Origin of the sequence: Nocardioides bruguierae, assembly GCF_023554635.1 — a bacterium.
Classification (GTDB): Bacteria; Actinomycetota; Actinomycetes; order Propionibacteriales; family Nocardioidaceae; genus Nocardioides; species Nocardioides bruguierae.
On record NZ_JAMJPH010000027.1, the window covers coordinates 23289 to 41578 of the forward strand.

At 74.1% G+C, this 18290-nt stretch carries 20 protein-coding genes; 11 read left to right on the forward strand and 9 right to left on the reverse strand.

The annotated features are described in order from the left end of the window. Positions 1–28 precede the first annotated feature (28 nt). On the forward strand, positions 29–928 hold the full coding sequence (locus M8316_RS15250) for an NAD-dependent epimerase/dehydratase family protein (protein ID WP_250055934.1): 900 nt from the start codon (positions 29–31) through the stop codon (positions 926–928). A 3-nt stretch (positions 929–931) separates the two neighbouring features. Here M8316_RS15250 and M8316_RS15255 read toward each other — a convergent pair whose 3' ends face one another. Next, the gene (locus M8316_RS15255) at positions 932–1204 is read right to left on the reverse strand and encodes a hypothetical protein (RefSeq protein ID WP_250055936.1); all 273 of its coding nucleotides are present in this window, start codon (positions 1202–1204) and stop codon (positions 932–934) included. A 115-nt stretch (positions 1205–1319) separates the two neighbouring features. Here M8316_RS15255 and M8316_RS15260 point away from each other — a divergent pair, with 115 nt between their 5' ends. Together M8316_RS15260 and M8316_RS15265 are read left to right on the forward strand one after the other, a co-directional pair. After that, positions 1320–2153, forward strand: a complete 834-nt coding sequence (locus M8316_RS15260; RefSeq protein ID WP_250055938.1) for an alpha/beta fold hydrolase — start codon at positions 1320–1322, stop codon at positions 2151–2153. 69 nt (positions 2154–2222) lie between these two features. Then, the gene (locus tag M8316_RS15265; protein ID WP_250055939.1) at positions 2223–3104 is read left to right on the forward strand and encodes an aldo/keto reductase; all 882 of its coding nucleotides are present in this window, start codon (positions 2223–2225) and stop codon (positions 3102–3104) included. A gap of 9 nt (positions 3105–3113) precedes the next feature. Here M8316_RS15265 and M8316_RS15270 read toward each other — a convergent pair whose 3' ends face one another. From M8316_RS15270 to M8316_RS15285, 4 genes are all read right to left on the reverse strand, one after another. Next, positions 3114–3809, reverse strand: coding sequence for a gamma-glutamylcyclotransferase family protein (locus M8316_RS15270; protein WP_250055940.1), 696 nt, complete (start codon positions 3807–3809; stop codon positions 3114–3116). Beyond that, entirely contained in the window at positions 3806–4339 is a 534-nt protein-coding gene (locus tag M8316_RS15275) for a hypothetical protein (RefSeq protein ID WP_250055941.1), read from the reverse strand. The genes M8316_RS15270 and M8316_RS15275 overlap by 4 nt, the downstream gene beginning before the upstream one ends. A 192-nt stretch (positions 4340–4531) precedes the next feature. Then, positions 4532–4963, reverse strand: a complete 432-nt coding sequence (locus M8316_RS15280) for a universal stress protein (RefSeq protein ID WP_250055942.1) — start codon at positions 4961–4963, stop codon at positions 4532–4534. A gap of 122 nt (positions 4964–5085) precedes the next feature. Continuing rightward, on the reverse strand, positions 5086–5502 hold the full coding sequence (locus M8316_RS15285) for a universal stress protein (RefSeq protein WP_250055943.1): 417 nt from the start codon (positions 5500–5502) through the stop codon (positions 5086–5088). A 171-nt stretch (positions 5503–5673) separates the two neighbouring features. On the opposite strand from M8316_RS15285, the gene M8316_RS15290 reads away from it, so the two are divergent. Next, positions 5674–6741: a Gfo/Idh/MocA family protein gene (locus M8316_RS15290; RefSeq protein WP_250055944.1), complete on the forward strand. Its 1068-nt coding sequence runs from the start codon at positions 5674–5676 to the stop codon at positions 6739–6741. Positions 6742–6774: 33 nt separating this feature from the next. Here the strand turns inward: M8316_RS15290 and M8316_RS15295 are convergent, their stop codons facing one another. Then, positions 6775–7650: an LLM class flavin-dependent oxidoreductase gene (locus tag M8316_RS15295; RefSeq protein WP_250055945.1), complete on the reverse strand. Its 876-nt coding sequence runs from the start codon at positions 7648–7650 to the stop codon at positions 6775–6777. Positions 7651–7780: 130 nt separating this feature from the next. After that, positions 7781–9838: a glycoside hydrolase family 5 protein gene (locus tag M8316_RS15300; RefSeq protein WP_250055947.1), complete on the reverse strand. Its 2058-nt coding sequence runs from the start codon at positions 9836–9838 to the stop codon at positions 7781–7783. Between the two features lie 500 nt (positions 9839–10338). Between M8316_RS15300 and M8316_RS15305 the strand changes: the two genes are divergently transcribed. The 5 genes from M8316_RS15305 to M8316_RS15325 all read left to right on the forward strand — a co-directional run bounded on the left by M8316_RS15305 (position 10339) and on the right by M8316_RS15325 (position 14639). Next, positions 10339–11409, forward strand: a complete 1071-nt coding sequence (locus M8316_RS15305) for an SDR family NAD(P)-dependent oxidoreductase (protein ID WP_250055949.1) — start codon at positions 10339–10341, stop codon at positions 11407–11409. 29 nt (positions 11410–11438) lie between these two features. Next, entirely contained in the window at positions 11439–12128 is a 690-nt protein-coding gene (locus M8316_RS15310) for a hypothetical protein (RefSeq protein ID WP_250055951.1), read from the forward strand. A gap of 47 nt (positions 12129–12175) precedes the next feature. Further along, positions 12176–12676, forward strand: a complete 501-nt coding sequence (locus M8316_RS15315) for a glutathione peroxidase (RefSeq protein ID WP_250055953.1) — start codon at positions 12176–12178, stop codon at positions 12674–12676. Then, a complete protein-coding gene (locus M8316_RS15320) occupies positions 12673–13146 on the forward strand; it encodes an SRPBCC family protein (RefSeq protein WP_250055955.1) in 474 nt (157 codons plus the stop codon). Before M8316_RS15315 ends, M8316_RS15320 begins: the two co-directional genes overlap by 4 nt. 143 nt (positions 13147–13289) lie before the next feature. After that, positions 13290–14639 carry an NAD-dependent malic enzyme gene (locus M8316_RS15325; RefSeq protein ID WP_250056033.1) on the forward strand — a complete coding sequence of 450 codons (1350 nt, stop codon included), beginning with the start codon at positions 13290–13292 and terminating at the stop codon, positions 14637–14639. 70 nt (positions 14640–14709) lie between these two features. Here the strand turns inward: M8316_RS15325 and ppgK are convergent, their stop codons facing one another. Further along, positions 14710–15453: a polyphosphate--glucose phosphotransferase gene (gene ppgK / locus M8316_RS15330; protein ID WP_250055956.1), complete on the reverse strand. Its 744-nt coding sequence runs from the start codon at positions 15451–15453 to the stop codon at positions 14710–14712. A 103-nt stretch (positions 15454–15556) separates the two neighbouring features. Here ppgK and M8316_RS15335 point away from each other — a divergent pair, with 103 nt between their 5' ends. After that, positions 15557–15940: a hypothetical protein gene (locus M8316_RS15335; RefSeq protein WP_250055958.1), complete on the forward strand. Its 384-nt coding sequence runs from the start codon at positions 15557–15559 to the stop codon at positions 15938–15940. Positions 15941–15963: 23 nt separating this feature from the next. Here M8316_RS15335 and M8316_RS15340 read toward each other — a convergent pair whose 3' ends face one another. After that, the gene (locus tag M8316_RS15340; protein ID WP_250055960.1) at positions 15964–16821 is read right to left on the reverse strand and encodes a GTP-binding protein LepA; all 858 of its coding nucleotides are present in this window, start codon (positions 16819–16821) and stop codon (positions 15964–15966) included. A 98-nt stretch (positions 16822–16919) separates the two neighbouring features. On the opposite strand from M8316_RS15340, the gene M8316_RS15345 reads away from it, so the two are divergent. After that, entirely contained in the window at positions 16920–18239 is a 1320-nt protein-coding gene (locus M8316_RS15345; RefSeq protein WP_250055962.1) for a M15 family metallopeptidase, read from the forward strand. Positions 18240–18290: the final 51 nt, after the last annotated feature.

Below are 18290 nucleotides of genomic sequence, written 5' to 3' on the forward strand. Positions count from 1 at the left end.
ACCATGACATCACCGAGAGGAACTCATCATGCGCGTCTTCGTCACCGGGGCCTCCGGCTGGATCGCCTCCGCCGTCGTCCCCCAGCTCGTGGCCCGCGGGCACGAGGTCACCGGCCTCGCCCGCTCCGAGGCCTCCGCCGCGGTCGTGGAGAAGCGGGGAGGCACCGCCCTGCGCGGCGACCTCGCCGACCACGACCTGCTGGCTCGGGCCGCGGCCGAGCACGACGCCGTCGTCCACCTGGCCTTCGACCACTCCGACATGAACGACATCAACGGTGCCGCCGAGCGGGAGGCTGTCGCGATGGCCGCTCTCACGGCCGCGCTCGAGGGGAGCGGGACGCCGGTGGTCGCCGCGTCCGGCACGCCCTTCGGCGTCGGCCACGACACCACCGAGGAGGACGCCCTGCCGAGCGAGGGCCCGACCGGCGCCCGCGGGCGCAACGAGGTCAGCCTCTTCGCCACCGCCCAGCGGGGGGTGCGGCCCGCCGTCGTCCGGCTGCCCCGCTCGGTGCACGGAGACGGTGACCGGCACGGGTTCGTGCCGGCGCTGGTCGGGATCTTCCGCGAGGCAGGTCGCGCGACGTACGTCGGCGAGGGCAGCAACCGCTGGTGCGCCGTGCACGTCGAGGACGCCGGTCGGGTGTTCGTGGCCGCAGTGGAGGGCCTGGCGTCGGGGTCGGTGCCCCCGGCGTCCGTCCTGCACGCGGTCGCCGAGACCGGGGTGCCGGTCAAGGTGCTCGCCGAGGAGCTGGGCGCCCGGCTGGGGCTGGAGGCCGTCTCGGTCGGACCCGAGCCGCTGGGCTTCTTCGGGATGCTCCAGCTGGTCGACCACGGCACCACGGCCGAGCGCACCCGCGAGTTGCTGGGCTGGGAGCCGACCGGTCCGACGCTGCTGGAGGACGTGGCCGCCGGGGTCTACGACGCGTGAGGGCTACCGGCCGCGGGCCGCGAGCACGAGGCGCGGGCGGGTGACGAACCAGTAGAACGCGACGCCGACCAGGCCCAGGACCAGCATGAGCGCGATCGACATGCCCTTGGCCTGGCCGGTCGCCGCCCAGAGTGCGGACGGGCGGCCGGCGGCGTCGACGAGCGAGAGCACCCACAGCGCGAGGGGGAGGATCACCAGCACCGCCACGACGACGAGGAGGGCCACCTCCACGCCGTGCGGGAGGAGCGGGTTCAGGTCGGAGGCCAGGGCGTGCACGGTGCCGATCCTCCCGCGCGTGGGGCTGCGACGGCGGCACGTGGCGGCGACTGGTCGGTCACAGCCCTCCCCGCGGGCGGGGTCGCGCCCCGGGCGCCTTGCTAGCGTCGCGGAGGTGTCGAGCGCCGCCAGCAGCCCCAGCCGGATCACCCTCCTCGCCGACGACGGCGCCGAGCTCCGGGTCGCCGACCACGGAGCCGTCGGGGCACGCACCGTGGTGCTGCTGCCGGGCTTCCGCGCGCCGGCGTCCTCGTGGCGGTTCCAGGTGCCCGCCCTGGTCGGCGTGGGGTTCCGCGTCCTGGCCGTGGACCTGCGGGGGCACGGGGACGCGTCGCCGAACCCGCCCGGCACCACGATGACGCGACGCGCGGCCGACGTGGAGACCGTGCTCGAGGCCTACGGGCTGGAGGAGGTCGACCTGGTCGGCGGGTCGATGGGCGGCAACACGATCTGGGCCTACCTGGACGCGCACGGTGCGGGCCGGGTGCGGCGCGTGGTGACCGTGGACCAGACGCCGCGGATGCTCAACGGCCCCGACTGGGCGCACGGCTACTACGGCTACGACGAGAGCAACCGGGACACCTTCTTCGCGGGTGAGGTGCCCCCGACCGGGCACGGCACCCCGCTGTGGCGCCGTCCGCGGCGGGTGGCTCGGATGCTGCGCGCGATGGGTCGCACCCCGGGCGGCGGCTCAGGCCTCGGACGCGGTGACCTGGACGTCCTGGGTGACCACGCCCGCGCCGACTGGCGCCCCGTGATCGCTCGGGACCTGGTGCCGGCGCTGTTCCTGGCCGGCGCCGAGAGCGAGCTGTGGCCGAGCAGCCACGCGGCCGCCTCGGCCGCGCTCGCGGCCGGTGCCCGCGCGGCCGTCGTCGACGGTGCCGGGCACGCCACGAACATGGAGCAGCCGCGCGCGGTGAACCGGGCGCTGCTGGATTGGCTGGGCTGAGCCGGGCGCCCACGGCCCACGGACCGTGCAGGTGGTGGGGCCGTCGGTGCCGGCTGGCAGGGTGGAGGCATGACGCTCCCCACCCGCACGCTCGGCCCCTTCACCGTCTCCGCGATCGGCCTCGGCGCCATGCCGCTGTCCATGGGCGCGAACGTCCGCCCCGACAAGGAGCAGGCGATCGCCACGATCCACGCGGCGCTGGACGCCGGCGTCACGTTCATCGACACCGCCGACTGCTACGCCCCGTCGTGGGACACGATGGGCCACAACGAGGCGCTCGTCGCCGAGGCGCTGGCCGCGTACGGCGACACCAGCCACGTCACCGTCGCCACGAAGGGCGGCATCACCCGCGCCGACGGCGAGGTGTGGGGTCGTGACGGCTCCCCCGAGCACCTGCGCGCGGCGGTCGAGGCGTCCCTGCGAAACCTGCGCACCGACGTCATCGACCTCTACCAGTGGCACCGTCCCGACCGCTGGCGCGTGTACGGCGAGGTCGTCGAGACCTTCAAGGCCCTGCAGGACGAGGGCAAGATCAAGGCCGTCGGCATCTCCAACGCCAACATCGAGGAGATCGACGTCGCCCTCGAGGTGCTCGGCGAGGGCGGCCTGGCCAGCGTGCAGAACCAGTTCGCGCCGAACTTCCGCTCCTCGCGCGAGGAGATGGAGCACTGCGGCGAGCACGGCGTCGCCTTCCTGCCGTGGAGCCCGCTCGGCGGCACCGGCCAGGGCAGCAAGGACGTCGGCCTGAGCTACCCGGTCTTCCACGAGATCGGCGCCGAGCGCGGCGTCAGCCCGCAGCAGGTCGTCCTCGCCTGGGAGCTCTCCCTGGGCGACCACGTCATCCCGATCCCCGGCGCCTCCCGGCCGGCCTCCATCAGCGACTCCGCGCAGGCGGCGGGCCTGCCGCTGAGCACCGACGAGATCGCCCGCATCGAGGGCCAGTTCAGCTGAGAGGGACTGTCAGCTGAGCGGCACCACGGGCCCCAGCGGGGCGGGCTCGACGCTGGTCGTCGAGCCCCCCCCCCGGGCGCCGCCGCCCGCCAGGGCGGCGGCGCCGCCGCGCCCCCGGGGCCCGGCGACCAGCAGCGGCCACCGGTGCGGCGCACGTCCGACATAGGCGAGGCAGTCGGTGACCGGGCGGCCCTCCACGCACACGCTCCCGGCCTCGAGCCGCACCAGGTCGTAGGCCCGCGCCGCGCGACCCTCGACGATGTCCAGCACCGCCAGCTCGGCCGCGTCGACGAGCATCAGAACGGCCTCCTCGGTGTGCCCCGGTGCCTCGACGAGCGTCACGGGCACGTCCCCGCGGTGGGTCAGCCCGTCGCACCACACGCTGGCCAGGCCCTCCAGCGTGCAGGCGAGGTGCACGGCGGGCAGCGGGGTCGCGTTGCGCAACACCTTGCCCGGGCACGCGTTGGAGCCGTAGCCCACCAGGGGTACCCGCTCCTCCAGCGGGCTCGCCCCGGCCGCGGCGAGCCAGGTGGCGAGGTCGGGGCGATCGGGGCGGTCAACGACCCAGTCGGTACCGGTGCGCTCCAGCGGCCACAGCAGGCCGCCGTCGTCCACCACGAAGGAGCCTGCCGGCCGCTCGCCCGGGTACGGATCGGGGGCGAAGGCCGAGGCGTGCTCGCCGGGCCGCACCGGGCGCGGGCTCACCGTGCCGGGGAGGCGCAGGCCAGCTCGCCGCGCAGCCGAGCGCGCAGGGCCCAGACCAGCAGCCCGACGGCCAGCACCTGGAGGACCGGCTGCACCGGCTCGAACCAGGTGACGGCACCGGCCGAGCCCAGCGCCAGCAGCACCAGCTTGTTGCAGACCGGGCAGCCGACCGCGAAGTAGGTCAGCAGCCCGCCGACCCAGCCGCGGCGGGTGCCAGGGCCCGCGTCCTCGCCGTCGTCCGTGGTGGTCGTGAGCGGGGAGCGGACGTAGGTCGCGGCGAGCAGGCCGCCCAGCACGCTGGAGACCAGCAGGGCCGGCCACGCCCACGCGGTCGGCGGGATCTCGCGGCCGAAGACGGGGTTCGGGATCAGGTCGGTGGGCAGGCCGACGACCAGGATCGCGACGAGCGCCGTCAGCAGGGCCACGCCCCACCGGCGGGCGGGCCACCAGCGCAGGGCCTGCCAGGCCGACGATTCGGAGACCCGCGTCGGCTCGGTGGGCGTCTCGGGCTGGGCGGCGGGCTGGGTCATCGTCGGCTCCGTCGGTGGGTCGGCGTATCCCCCATGGGGGTCTTCGTCACCGTAGCGGATGCCTGGTGGTCTCGTCGTTGCTCGACCACCGAGGCGGGGCTGCTCCCGGTGGTCTCGAGACAGGACTTCGTCCTTCCCCGACCTCCGGGAGCAGCCAGGCCTCGCTCTCCTCGACCTCCGGGAGCAGCAGGCTCAGCGCTCGACGGTGTGCGCGACGTAGACGTCGCAGGGAGCCTTGTGCATGACGTCGGTGGCGATGGAGCCGAAGACGCGGCTCGGACCCTGGACGCGCTTGTTGCCGATGACGATCAGCTCGGCGTCGACCTCGTGGGCACGCTGCACGAGCGCCTCGCCCGGCTTGCCCTCGACGGCGCTGGGCTCGGCGACGAGCGCCGGCAGGTCGCGCTTGAGGTTGTAGATGACGTGGACGGCGTGCTCGGCGGCCAGGTCCTCGGTGGACCGGTCGAACTTCTCCGGGCCCTCCTCGACGACCTCGGTCTTGAACTTCTCGTAGGCGGAGACCACGTGCAGCGTGGCCCCGGTGGCGACGGCGAGCTCAGCGGCCTTGCGGGCGGCGGTCTCGGCGGTGGCGCTGGCGTCCACGCCGACGACGATGTTCTTCATCTGCTTCCCTCCTGGTCCCGGGACTTCGCCGGGGTCGTGCGGTGCCGAGCCCCTGCTCGACGACCGTGCTGTGTTGCTGACAAGTGTTCCACCTCACATCGGTGGCACGTGCTGCGGGTCGCTCACTTCCCGTGGGTGTGCACGACGTAGACGTCGCAGGGGGCCTTCGCCATCACCGACGTGGCCACGCTGCCGAAGACCCGGGCGACGCCCTGGACCCGCTTGTTGCCGATGACGATCAGCCCGGCGCCCAGCTCGGCGGCCCGTTGCACGAGCGCGTCGCCCGGCTTGCCGTCGACCGGCGAGGCGCTGACCCGCAGGCCGGGGGTGGCCGCGCGCAGGGACGCGGCCAGGCGACCCGCGACGGACGTGGCGTCGTCCTCGGTCGCGAAGTGCGCGGCCTCGCCGGCCTCCACCGCGTCGTAGGCGGAGACGATCTCCAGGCGCGAGTCGTGGGCCACTGCGATCTGTGCGGCCCGGCGCGCGGCCGCGGCGGCGGTCTCGCTGCCGTCCACGCCGACCACGACGACGTCGTACATGCCTGGTGCCCTCCGCTCGCCGGCCGGACGAGGTGGCCGACCGAGTCCATGGTCCCACGAGCGGGGCCGTGGCTGAGGGTCATCGGTCCCGACACGGCTGCCGATCCTGAGGGAGAATTGCCTGATCGGAGGCTGTTGGCACGTGCCATCTGCACGGCTACGTTCAGCCTCATGGCAACTGAGATCACACCGCTGAAGCTGGGTGTCGTCGGTTACTCCGTCGGCGGGCGCTTCTTCCACGCCCCCTTCGTCGAGGCCGCCGAGGGCGTCGAGCTCGCGGGCGTCGTCACCCGCTCCGAGGCCCGCCGCAAGGAGCTGGCCGAGGACTACCCCGGCGTCCCCGTCTTCGACTCCCTCACCGACATGCTCGCCGCGGGCGTCGTCGAGGCGGTCACCATCACCACCCCGCCGGCCACGCACCGCGAGCTCGCGCTCGAGGCGATCGCCGCCGGCGTCCACGTGCTCATGGACAAGCCGTTCATGCCCACCGCCGAGGTGGCGCGCGAGGTGGCGCAGGCAGCGCAGGACGCCGGCGTGGTGCTCGCCCCGTTCCACAACCGCCGCACCGACGCCGACGTCCGCACCCTGGCCGGCGTGATGGAGGCCGGGCGCCTCGGCCAGATCTGGCGCGTCCACTCCCGCTTCGACCTGGACGAGGCGCACGGCGTGGAGGGCGGCGAGAACGGCGGCCTCCTGCGCGACCTGGGCAGCCACGTCGTCGACCAGGTCGTCGGCCTGCTCGGCCCGGTCACCCACGTGCTCGGCCACCTCGACCACGCCGACATCCCCGACGTCGGCCGCGGCGGTGGCCTCACCGACGTGTCCTTCCACCTCACGCTCACCCACGCCTCGGGCGCCATGTCGACGGTGGAGTCGACCAAGACCGTCCACCTGGCCCAGCGCGAGCTGCTCGCCTACGGCGAGGCCGGCAGCTACCAGTCGCTCTCGCGCGACGTGCAGGCCCAGGACGTCTTCGCAGGCAAGCGGCCCGCCGCCGACCCCGAGGGCTGGGGGTACGACAGCCCCGAGAACGCCGGTTGGCTGCGCACCGCCGACGGCGAGGAGCGGGTGCCCTCGGCCCAGGGCCGCTACCACGACATGTACACCGCGTTCGCGCAGGCCGTGGCCGGCACCGGTGCCCCGGTGGTCACCGTCGAGGAGGCGATCCACGTCCTCGCCATCCTCGACGCGGCCCGGGTCTCGGCGGCCGAGAAGCGCCTGGTCGCCGTCGAGCAGTAGGCGAGGAAGGGCTCAGCGCCGGTACGAAGATGCTCAGCGCCAGCGCGGCAGGACGTCGGCCACGACCCGCTCGAGGTCGGCGTCCTCGCCCGCGTAGGGCTCGCCGGTGCGGGGCCAGTGGGTGATGAGGTCGGTGAAGCCGAGGGCGGCGGCGCGGCCGGTCATCTCCTCGAACAGGTCGGTGCTGGAGAGCGCGAACAGCCCGTGGCTGAACCTGGCGGGCGCGTCCATCAGCAGGTACCGCGGGAACGACGCGCGGTCGCGGCCGGCCTTCTCCAGCGCCTCGTCCAGCGTCGCGGTCATCTCCGCCAGCTGCGCGAACCAGCCGTCGAGGTCGTCGGCCGGCCGGCCCGTCGTCATCCAGCCGTCGCCCACCCGCGCCGCGTAGCGGATCGAGCGCGGCCCGTTGCCGGAGACCACGAACGGCGTGGACGGCGTCGGCGCGGTGCGTGCGTCGACGGTGCTGAACCAGGTGCCCGCCGCGTCCACGTGGTCCTCGGAGCGCAGGCGCCGCAGCAGGTCGGTGAACTCCTGGAAGCGGTCGACGCGCTCCTTGGCGCTCATGTCGGGCAGGCCCAGCTTGGCCGAGTCGAGGTCGCCCCCGACGCCGAGGCCGAGCAGGAAGCGGCCGCCCGAGATCTCGTCGAGCGCCTGGACCTCCCGGTACAGCGGCAGCGGGTGCCGGAAGTTCGGCGCGGTGACCGCGGTGCCGAGCCCGATCCGGCTGGTCAGCGCCGCGGCTGCCGCCAGGGTGGTGAGCGCGTCGCGCCACGGCGACTCCGGCAGCGAGCCCCACGTCAGGTGGTCGTAGGTCCAGGCGTGGTCGAGGCCCATCTCCTCCGCCGCGACCCAGCGGGGTCGGGACTCGGCCCAGGACAGGTCGGTCAGCAGGGTCACTCCGAAGCGCACGCGGCCACGGTAGTGGCGGCCGCGTGCGCCCCGAAGCCGGGACGCCCCGAAGCCGGGACGTCATGCGGAGCGGACGCAGTGTCCCTCAGAGGTATGACGTCCCGGCCGGGCCGGCGGGGTCAGGCGCCGCTCACCAGGAGACCTGGTCGACCCCGAGGGTGCCGCTCCAGCCGCCACCGTTGTTGACCTGCAGGCCGACGATGCGGACGCGGTCCAGCGAGGCGGGCACCGTGAACCGCACCGTGTTCCAGCCGTCCTCCAGGCGCGTGCTCGGCCCGGTGCCGGCGGCCCAGGTGCCGTCGAACCACATCGGCTGCACCCGGGGCGCGGCCGTGCCGGTGCCGGCGGGCACGTGCACGTGCAGGACGACGTCGTCGCCGGGGTCCAGGTCGGTCACCGAGGCCGTGCCGACCGCCGGGTAGCCGGTGCCGGGCCGCACCGTCAGCGCCCCGGCGCCCGCCCACGTGTCGGTCGTGCGGCGGCCCACCGTGGCCGAGCCCCACCGGGTGGAGAAGCCCTCGGTGCCGGCGTCGAAGGTGAGGCGCGGGGCGACCGCGTCCACGTCGTCGACGTAGATCCGGCCGGTCCAGCCGCCGCCGTTGTTCACCTGCAGGCCGGCGATGATCGCCCCGGCGTCGGGCACGGTGAACCGCACGGTGGTCCACGCGCCTGCCTGGAGCGTCACGGCGCCGCCGACCCAGGCCCGCCACGAGGGGTCGAAAGTCATCGGGGAGACGCTGACCGGCGCGGTGCCGTCGCCGCGGTCGGGGGCCCACACGCGCATCGTCACCTCGGACCCGCCCCGCACCTGGCCGCTCAGCCCCTGGGAGCCGACGCCGAACCCGGCCGCCGGCCAGCCGGCACCGCTGAGGTCGAGGGCGAGGGCACCGGTGCCGCTGCGCGCGGTGCCGGCCCAGGAGGAGACGCCGATCGAGCCCCAGCGGGCCTTCCAGCCGTGGGTGCCGGACTCGAAGGTCTGCAGGGCGGTCGGGTCGACGGGCACGGGCGTGCCGCCGGGCTCCGTGGCCGGGGCGCCGGCGTCGTCGTCGGGCAGCGTCCGGGTCTGGAGGTGCTCGCGGTAGCCGGCGCCGTAGGCGGTCGGGGTGCCCTGCCAGTCGGAGATGAGCGCCGGCATGCTCGAGCAGTCGGCCGTGCTCCACGACCACGCGAGGTAGCCGATGCCGTGCTCGTCGGCCCACGGGAGGATGCGGTCGAGGAAGTCGCGACCGCACCCGTCCTGGCCGACCTCGGTGAGCAGCACCGGCACCTCCTCGGCCACCGGTGCGGCCGTCGCGTCCCAGCAGGAGGCGGTGCTGCAGCCGGAGAAGTTGTAGACGTGCCAGCCGGCCACCACCTGGCCCTGCGGGTCGGTGGGCCGGAACTGCGACCAGCGCTCGAGGTCGCCGCCCCACAGCAGCCCGGTGACGATCAGCGGCTGGGTGGCGCCGACCGAGCGCACCGCGTCCACCAGCTCCTGCATGCCGGCGGCGCGCCAGCCCTCGGCGGTGGTGCAGCCGTCGCGCCAGCAGGTCCACGAGATGTCGTGCGGCTCGTTGAACAGCTCGAACATCACGCTCGGGTCGTCGGCGAAGCGGGTGGCGACGCTGCTCCAGAAGTCGATGCTGTGGTCGGCGTTGGGCGCGGGCTCCTGCGCGGTGGCGCGGGTGCTGCCGTGGTGGCTCCAGTGCAGGTCGAGGACGACGGCCAGGCCGGCGTCGTGCAGCCGCGCGACGAAGCCCTCCACGGCCGCGCGGTAGCTCTCCCCGCTCCAGCGCGGGTCGACGCCGTTGATGCCGAGCCAGCAGGTCTCGTTGAGGGGCAGTCGCACGGTGTTGACGCCCCAGGCGAGCATCGACTGGATCGCGGCGGCGTCGGTGGGGCCGTCGAAGAAGCCCCAGCCCTGCACGCAGGCGTACTCGGTGCCGGGGCGGTTGAGGCCGGCCACGTGCAGCGTGCTGCCGGTGCGGGCGTCGACGAGGCGCTCGCCGCGGACCTCGGGCTCGGGCGGACCCTCGGGGGTCGCGCCGGCGAGGGTGGTGCTGGTGCTGGTGCTGGTGCTCGTGCTGGTGCTGGTCGGGGTCTGGGGGAGTGCGGCCGAGGCGGGGAGCACGGCGCCGAGGAGCAGCGCGGTGACGGGGGCCAGGGCCACGACGGCGGCGCGCAGGCGGCCGGCGGGGACGGGCGACATGGGGGATCTCCGAGAGGTAGGGGTCGAGCAGCGGGGGTGGGCAGGGGAGTGAGCAGGGGCTGAGCAGGGGTGGGGTGGGGACGACGTCCTGGCCCCGAACGTGGCGCTGGGGGCGGCACAGGAGGCACGGACGAGCGCCGTGGAGGCCCGGACCCGCCTCAGGCGGCGGTGTCGAACGGGCGTGGCGTGACCGGTGCGGTCGGGGGACCGGTGCCCGGGGCGCGACTGGCGGGCTGGCGCGCCCCGGTACGGGGTCGTGTCTGCATGGCGTCTCCCGAGAAGGACTCGCATGGGCGATGCGGGCGGCGACGATGGATCGGCATCGAGCGTCGGCGACGGCTTCGTCGTCGTCCACGGTGCGCCAGCCTGCACGCCGGCACGTGCGACTTCCGCATCCTGGTGTCGTTTTCGGGACCTTGGTCCCACGCGGGTGTCCACTCTGTCCACAGGTGTCCTGACCTGCTCGGATCGTCGCCGCGGCGCCCGGCTACGGTCGGGTCGTGAGCACACGAGCACCGGCCTCCCGCACGGCACGGGGAGTGGCGCTGGGTCGGTCACTGGGCCTGGCGCGCGCCGCCACCCGCGCGCTGGACGTGGCCGCCGACCGCGCGGTCCTGCCCGGGTACGCGGCCACCGGCCCCCGGCTGCGCCGTGCGGGCTGGCGGCTCGACCCGGCCCGCCGCGACCCCGAGCCCGGCAGCCTGGCCGGTCGGCACGTCGTCGTCACCGGGGCCACCTCCGGCATCGGCCGGGCCACGGCCGTCGGGCTGGCGGGGCTGGGCGCCGTCGTCCACCTGCTCGGGCGCGACCCGGCCAAGGTGGCCGCGGAGGCCGCCGACCTGCGGGCGCAGGGCGCGCAGGTGGTGGAGGAGGTCTGCGACGTCGGCGACCTCGACGCCGTGGCGGCCTGGTGCGCGGACCTGCTCGGCCGGGTCGACGCGCTGCACGGCCTGGTGCACAACGCCGGCGTCCTCACCACCGAGCGGCAGGAGAGCCCCCAGGGCCACGAGCAGGGTCTCGCGGTGCACGTGCTCGGCCCGCACCTGATGACCGCCCTCCTCCTCCCGGCCCTGCGGACGGGGCGGGGCAGCGTGCTGTGGATGAGCTCGGGCGGCATGTACACCGCGGGCCTGCACGCCGACTCCGTCGACGACCTCGAGCACCGCCGCCCCGAGGACCTGCCCTACGACGGGGTCCGTGCCTACGCGCGCACCAAGCGGATGCAGGTCGTGCTCGCCGACGCCTGGGCCCGGCGCACCCGGGGCACCGGCGTGCTGGTCGCCTCGATGCACCCCGGGTGGGTGGCGACCCCCGGGCTCACCGACGCGCTGCCGGGGTTCGACCGGCTGCTGCGACCGCTGCTGCGCGACGCCGCCGAGGGCGCCGACACCGCGGTCTGGTTCGTGGCCACCCGCCCCTCGACCGCCCGGGGCACGTTCTTCCACGACAGAGCGCCCCGCCCCGTCCACCAGGTGCCGCGCACGCGGGCACGCCGGCAGGGGGACGCGGAGGCCCGGCAGCGGTTCCTGGCGCTGGTCGCCGAGGCCTCCGGAGGCCCGGACCTGGGGTGAGCGTGCCCCGACCCCCGATACTGGGCGCCATGCGTCGCCGCAGCCTCCGCACGATCGTGCTCGTCCTCGTGCTGGTCCTCCTCCAGGCCCCGCTGGCCGCGACCTGGTGGACGCAGCACCGGCTCGCCTCCGACGGGGAGCGCGAGCAGGTCGCCGCCACCGCCGCGGACGACGGGGAGCAGGTCGCGGTGCGGCTGCCCGACGCGGTGGTCGAGGCGCTGGTGGCCCAGGCCGGTGACGAGGCCGGTGACCAGGCGAGCGGCCGGGGGCTCAGCGACGACGACCGCACCTTCCAGGTGGCCGTCGACGACGAGACCTGGCAGCAGGTGAGCGACGAGGGCACCGCCGAGGTGCGCTGGGACGCCGAGGACCCCACCACCTTCGCCGTGGCCGGGCAGAAGCTGCCGCTGGGCGGGGTGCTCGTGCTCGACGTCATCGTGCTCGTGGCCCTCGGCCTGGCCGTGCTGCTGCGCCGCCGCAGGCGCCCCGAGCTGCGGATGGTCAGCGACGACGCGCTCGCCGTCGACGACGGGGAGCCGGTGCTCGAGCGGCTCGGCGGGCAGCGCTACCGGGTGCGCGGGGTGGTCGCGGAGGTCGGCGACGGCCGGGTCTGGCTGGACGTGGCGGACCGCCGCGTCCGGGTCAGCGGCGAGGACCTCGGCCCGCTCGCCCCGTCCGTGGGCGACACCGTGAGCGTCGTCGGGACGATGGTGGGCTGACGCCTGGGGGAGACGCCCGTGCACCCCCGCCCGTCATGCTGGCAGGCATGACGAGTCTCAGCTCCTTCTCCGCCCGCGGCATCGACGGCGCCGACGTCGACCTCTCCGAGTACGCCGGCCAGGTCGTGCTCGTGGTCAACACCGCCTCCCAGTGCGGGTTCACGCCGCAGTACCAGGGCCTCCAGGGGCTCTACGACGACTTCGCGTCACGCGGGTTCACCGTGCTCGGCTTCCCGTGCGACCAGTTCGCCCACCAGGAGCCCGGCGACGAGGGCGAGATCGCGTCCTTCTGCGAGCGGAACTTCGGCGTCTCCTTCCCGCTGTTCGCCAAGATCGACGTCAATGGCCCCGAGACCCACCCGGTCTTCGACTGGCTCAAGGGCGAGAAGAAGGGGCTGCTCGGCGGCCGGATCAACTGGAACTTCACCAAGTTCCTCGTCGGCCGCGACGGTGCGGTGCTGCGCCGCTACTCCCCGAAGACGACCCCCGAGAGCATCCGCGCCGACGTGGAGGCCGCGCTCGCCGCCCCCGCCGGAGGTACCCCGTGACCCGCTTCTCCGCCTCCACCGAGGCCACCGCCGTCATCACCGCCACCCGCGCCGAGGTCTGGGCCGTGCTCAGCGACCCCGACGCCGTCGCCGAGCTGACCCCCTTCGTCTCGCGGATCACCGCCGACGGCGACCACTGGCGCTGGCAGCTGGCCGGGCTGGAGGTGGCCGGCATGAACGTCTCGCCCGCCTTCACCGAGGCGATGACCTACGACGAGCCCAGCCGCATCGAGTTCCGCCACGACCCGCCGGAGGGCACGACGGAGCGCTCGTCGGTCGAGGGCTGGTACGACCTGGCCGAGGCGGACGGCGGCACCCGGCTGTCCACCAGCCTCGAGATCACCCTCGACCTGCCGCTGCCGAAGCTCTCCGGCCCGGTGGTGCGCACCACCATGAAGCAGGTGATCAACCAGATGGGCGACCGGTTCTCCGAGAACCTGCTGCGCCGGCTGGACGCCCAGGAGGTCTGAGCCCCGCCTGGAACGATCCACGACTGTGCGGTGCGTCACTTGCGGTCGTTGCGGTCCCGACGGACTTGCCCGTAACCGGGCGGCAGGTGGAATGTGACCCGGTGCCGACCTCCGCAGCCACCGCGTCCTCCTACTCGATCACCATGCGTCTCCACACCCCGGCGAACCCGGGCGTGATCGGGGCCGTGGCCACCGCCATCGGCCACGCCGGCGGCATCGTCACCGCGATCGACGTCACCGAGTCGACGCACGAGAAGCTGACGGTCGACGTCACCTGCTCCGCGGGCGACGCCGAGCACGCCGCGTCCCTGCCCGGCGTGGCCGAGACCGTCGAGGGCGTCGAGGTCTACCGGGTCTCCGACCGCACGTTCCTGCTGCACATCGGCGGCAAGATCGAGGTCTCCTCCAAGGTCCCGCTGCGCAACCGCGACGACCTGTCGATGGCCTACACCCCCGGCGTCGGCCGGGTCTCCCGGGCGCTGGCCGAGAAGCCCGAGGACATCCCGCGGCTGACCATCAAGGGCAACTCCGTCGCCGTGGTCACCGACGGCTCCGCCGTGCTCGGCCTGGGCAACATCGGCCCCGGCGCCGCGCTGCCGGTGATGGAGGGCAAGGCGGCCCTGTTCAAGCGGTTCGCCAACATCGACGCCTGGCCGATCTGCCTGGACACCCAGGACACCGACGAGATCGTCCGCGCCGTCGAGATGATCGCCCCCGGCTTCGGCGGCATCAACCTCGAGGACATCGCCGCCCCCCGCTGCTTCGAGATCGAGGCGCGGCTGCGCGAGTCCCTCGACATCCCCGTCTTCCACGACGACCAGCACGGCACCGCCATCGTCGTCCTCGCCGCCCTCACCAACGCCCTGCGCGTGGTCGGCAAGGAGATCGGCGAGGTCAGGATCGCCCTCAACGGCGCCGGCGCCGCCGGCACCGCGATCTGCAACCTGCTGCTCGCCGCCGGCGTGCCCGACATCGTGATGGTCGACAAGGTCGGCTGCCTGTCCTCGGACGACGACACCCTCACCGGCTCCCACGCCGAGCTGGCCACGCGCACCAACCCGCGCAACGTCCGCGGCACCCTGGAGGACGCGCTCAAGGGCGCCGACGTCTTCATCGGCGTCTCGGCCCCCAACATCCTCAAGGAGGAGTGGATCCCGACCATGGCGGACGATGCCGTGGTCTTCGCGCTGGCGAACCCGGACCCGGAGATCGACCCGGCCGTCGCCGGCCGCCACGCCGCCGTCGTCGCCTCGGGCCGCTCGGACTACCCGAACCAGATCAACAACGTGCTGGCGTTCCCGGGCGTCTTCCGCGGCCTGCTCGACGCCCGCGCCTCCGACGTCACCACCGAGATGCTGCTCAAGGCCGCCGAGGCCATCGCGCTGACCGTGGGCGACCACGAGCTCAACGCCAGCTTCATCATCCCCAGCGTCTTCAACACCGAGGTCACCGAGGCCGTCGCGGACGCGATCAGCGGCCGCGAGCGCGACTGAGGCCGGCGTCGGGTGCGGCGGTCTCGAGGCTCCTCGCCGGGGCTCGTCGCACCTCGACCACCGCTGGGCGTCAGGTCGTCGCGTAGAGCGCGGCGCCCACGACGCCGGCCTTGTTGCGCAGCTGGGCGGGCACGATCTCGGTGTCGAGGTCGAGCAGCGGCAGGAACTCCGCGTGCCGCTTGCTGATGCCGCCGCCGACCACGAACAGGTCGGGGGAGAACAGCATCTCCAGGGTCCGGTAGTACCGGGTCAGGCGCTTGGCCCACTTCTCCATGGAGAGGTCCTCGGCCTCGCGGGCCCGGTTGGAGGCCCGGGACTCGGCGTCCTCGCCGTCGATCTCCAGGTGGCCCAGCTCGGAGTTCGGCACCAGCACGCCGTCCTGCACGAGGGCGGAGCCGATGCCGGTGCCGAGGGTCGTCACGATGACCAGGCCGGTGCGTCCGGCCGCGGCGCCCCAGCGGACCTCGGCCAGCCCCGCCGCGTCCGCGTCGTTGACGGCGTGCACCGTGCGACCCGTGGCCTCGGAGAAGAGGCGGTCGGCGTCGGTGCCGATCCACGAGTCGTGGATGTTGGCGGCGGAGCCGACGACGCCGTGCCGAACGACGCCGGGCACCGTGACGCCGATCGGGCCGTCGTTGTCGGGGAAGGACGCGACGAGGTCGCGGAAGACCGCGGCGACGGCCTGGGGCGTGGCCGGCTGCGGGGTCCTCACCCGCACCCGCTCCTCGGCGAAGTCGCCGGACTCGAGGTCCACGGGGGCGCCCTTGATGCCGGTGCCGCCGAAGTCGATGCCGAACGCGTGGCTGCTGGTCATCCGGCCACTCTCGGGGACCGTGCGGTGGGCGGGCAAGTCGGACGGACGCGTCTCACGGCACTGTCCTTCCCCTCTGACAGCCTGGCCGAGGACACTGCGAGACATGTCCTACGCCACGATGGGTTCGAAGGTCGGCTCGCTGCTCGTGGAGAGCACCGGGCGCGGCGGCAGCGGCTCCGACGCTGCGCTGAACACGTTCCAGGAGCAGTGGGCGGGCTCCTGGGTCAACGGGCGGCTGATGCTGTCGCACCTCCACCTCACCTTCCTCCCCAGCCGGGCGGCCACGAGCAAGGGGATGCTCAAGCTCGAGACCGTCGACGTGACCGGTGTCGAGATCGGCCCGGGGCTGGTGACGAAGACGATCGGGGTGCGCACCGAGGGGCACCTGGTGCAGTTCCGCTGCACGGGCGGCGCCGACAAGTTCGCCGAGATGATCGCCCAGGCGGCGCGCGACGCCCGCGACCCCGGGCTGGCGCGGCACCTCTGACGGGCGACGTCTGACGGGCGACCTCAGGCCGCGGCGCGCTCCCGCGCGGCCGTGACCGCGCCGGCGAACGCCTGCACGATGTAGTCGGGCACGGGCAGGCCGTGCTCGCGCGCCCACAGCAGCTCGGTCTCCACGCGGGCGATCTGGGCGACGAACTGCACGTCCTCGCTCACGCCGAGGGTGGCCATCACGTCGCCGAAGTCGGCCAGCTGCTCGGGGTTGTTGACGCCCACGGGGGAGAACGAGAACGACCGCAGCTTGCGCACGAGCCACTTCTGCCACGGCGCCAGCTCGGCCCACAGGTTGCGGGCGGAGAGCTGGTAGAAGGCGTAGTGACCGGGCTCCTGCCGCTTGATCGGCACGATGACCGTCTCCGCGATCGCGCCCTCGCCCATCTCCACGATGCCGTCGTGGAGGATGTTGTAGGCCAGCACCGCCGAGCGCTCCGTGGCCATGCCGGTCAGGTAGTAGAGCATCCGGCTGACGTCCTGGAACGCGCCGAGGTGGGAGAGCGCGCCGAGCAGCTTGAGCTTGAACCCGACGTTCTCCAGGTCGGTCACCGCGTTGTCGCGGCCCAGGCGCACCTGGAGCTCGTCGAGGATGCGGCCGTGCTGGATCTCCTGCGGCTGCCACACGTCGCGGTAGAAGAACACGTCGACCTCGGGCGGGTCCGGCAGCAGCGTCAGCAGCTCGAGGACGTTGCGGTCCACCTCGAGCTCGACGCGGGCCATGAAGTCGAGGACGTGGCCGAACCGCTCGTTGAGCAGCCGCGGGTCCTTCACGGCGAAGTCGACGCTGGCGAGGTCGATCGGCGGGTGCTGCTCACCCAGCTTCTGGACGTGCTCGACGAGCCGGGCGGAGGCAGAACGGGGGCGAGCCACGGGCCCAGCCTATTCAGGTGATCCTCAGGAGCGTCATGCGCGGGGGTGAGTGACGGTGGCCACACTCGTGCGCCGAGCCGCCTACCATCGTCAGCACCATGGCCCACGCGCGCTCCCCCCACCGCCGTCACCGCCGCGGCGCCCCCCGCCCCGGTGGTCTGCTCGCGCGCCTGGTCCTCGTCGGCTGCCTGGTCGCCGGCCCCGTCCTGGTCGCCTGCGGGGGCGCGGACGACGGCAGCGCCGGCGCGCCGGCCGACGACTCGTCCGCGGCCACCGCGGGACCGGCCTCCCCCTCCTCACCCTCGTCCGGCTCGTCCGGCTCCTCCGGTGCCGCGACGAGCCCCGGGGAGACGCTGGGCGCCTGGGCGGCCGACCCCGAGCACGCCGTGGACCGACCCGCGCCGCTGGAGGCCGCGCTCGTCGCCGCGGACCTCCTCGTCACCACCTCCCAGCCGCTCGACGCCGTGGCCGTGGCCCGGGTGCGGGCGGTGCCCGGCGTCCGCCTGGTCGAGCGGGTCTCCCGGGCCCAGGCCCTCGTCGAGGACCGCACGCTCGACCTGCTGGCCGTCGACCCGGCCCGCTACCGCCGCTTCACCCCCGCCGCGTCCGCGCAGAGCCAGGTCGTGTGGAACCGGGTGGCCGGCGGTGAGATCGCGGTGCGCCCCTCCCTGCGCCGCCGGCTGCCCGCCGACGAGGAGGGCTGGCTGCGGCTGGGCAACCGCGCGGACAGCCCGCGGGTCCACGTCGGCGCGTACGCCCCGCAGGTGGCCGGGGTCGACGCCGTCGTCAACGAGGCCTGGGTCGACGACCTCGAGATGACCCGGGGCAACGCGCTGCTCGTGGCCGTCGCGCCGCGCACCTCCCCGCAGTCGGTGCGCCGCGCCGTGACCCGGGCCGCCGGGTCGGACGCCGCCGTGGAGATCCTCGGCCCCGACCTGCCCGTCGGCGCCGCACAGACCGCCGTCGTCGTCGGCACCGTCGGCGAGGCGGTCGGCCGGTTCACCTACACCGTGCTCGGCGGCGGACGCATCGCCCCCGACCCGGCCTGGGTCGCGGCCCACATCAGCACCGAGACCGTGCCGATCCTCGGGTCGGTGACCTGCAACAACGCGATCTTCCCCCAGCTGCGGGCAGCCCTGACCGAGATCGTCGACCTGGGGCTGGCCTCCGAGATCCACCCCGGCGAGTACGCCGGCTGCTACTACCCGCGGTTCATCGCCGGCACGACGTCGCTGTCCAACCACTCCTTCGGCCTCGCGCTGGACCTCAACGTGCCTGGTAACCAGCGCGGCACGGTCGGCGAGATGGACCGCACCGTCGTCGCCGTCTTCGAGAAGTGGGGCTTCACGTGGGGTGGGGACTGGGCCTTCACAGACCCCATGCACTTCGAGATGAACCGGGTGGTCAACCCCGGCTGAGCAGCGGCCCGGCCGTCGGTCGAGGAAGGACGAGGTCCTGTCGCGAGACCA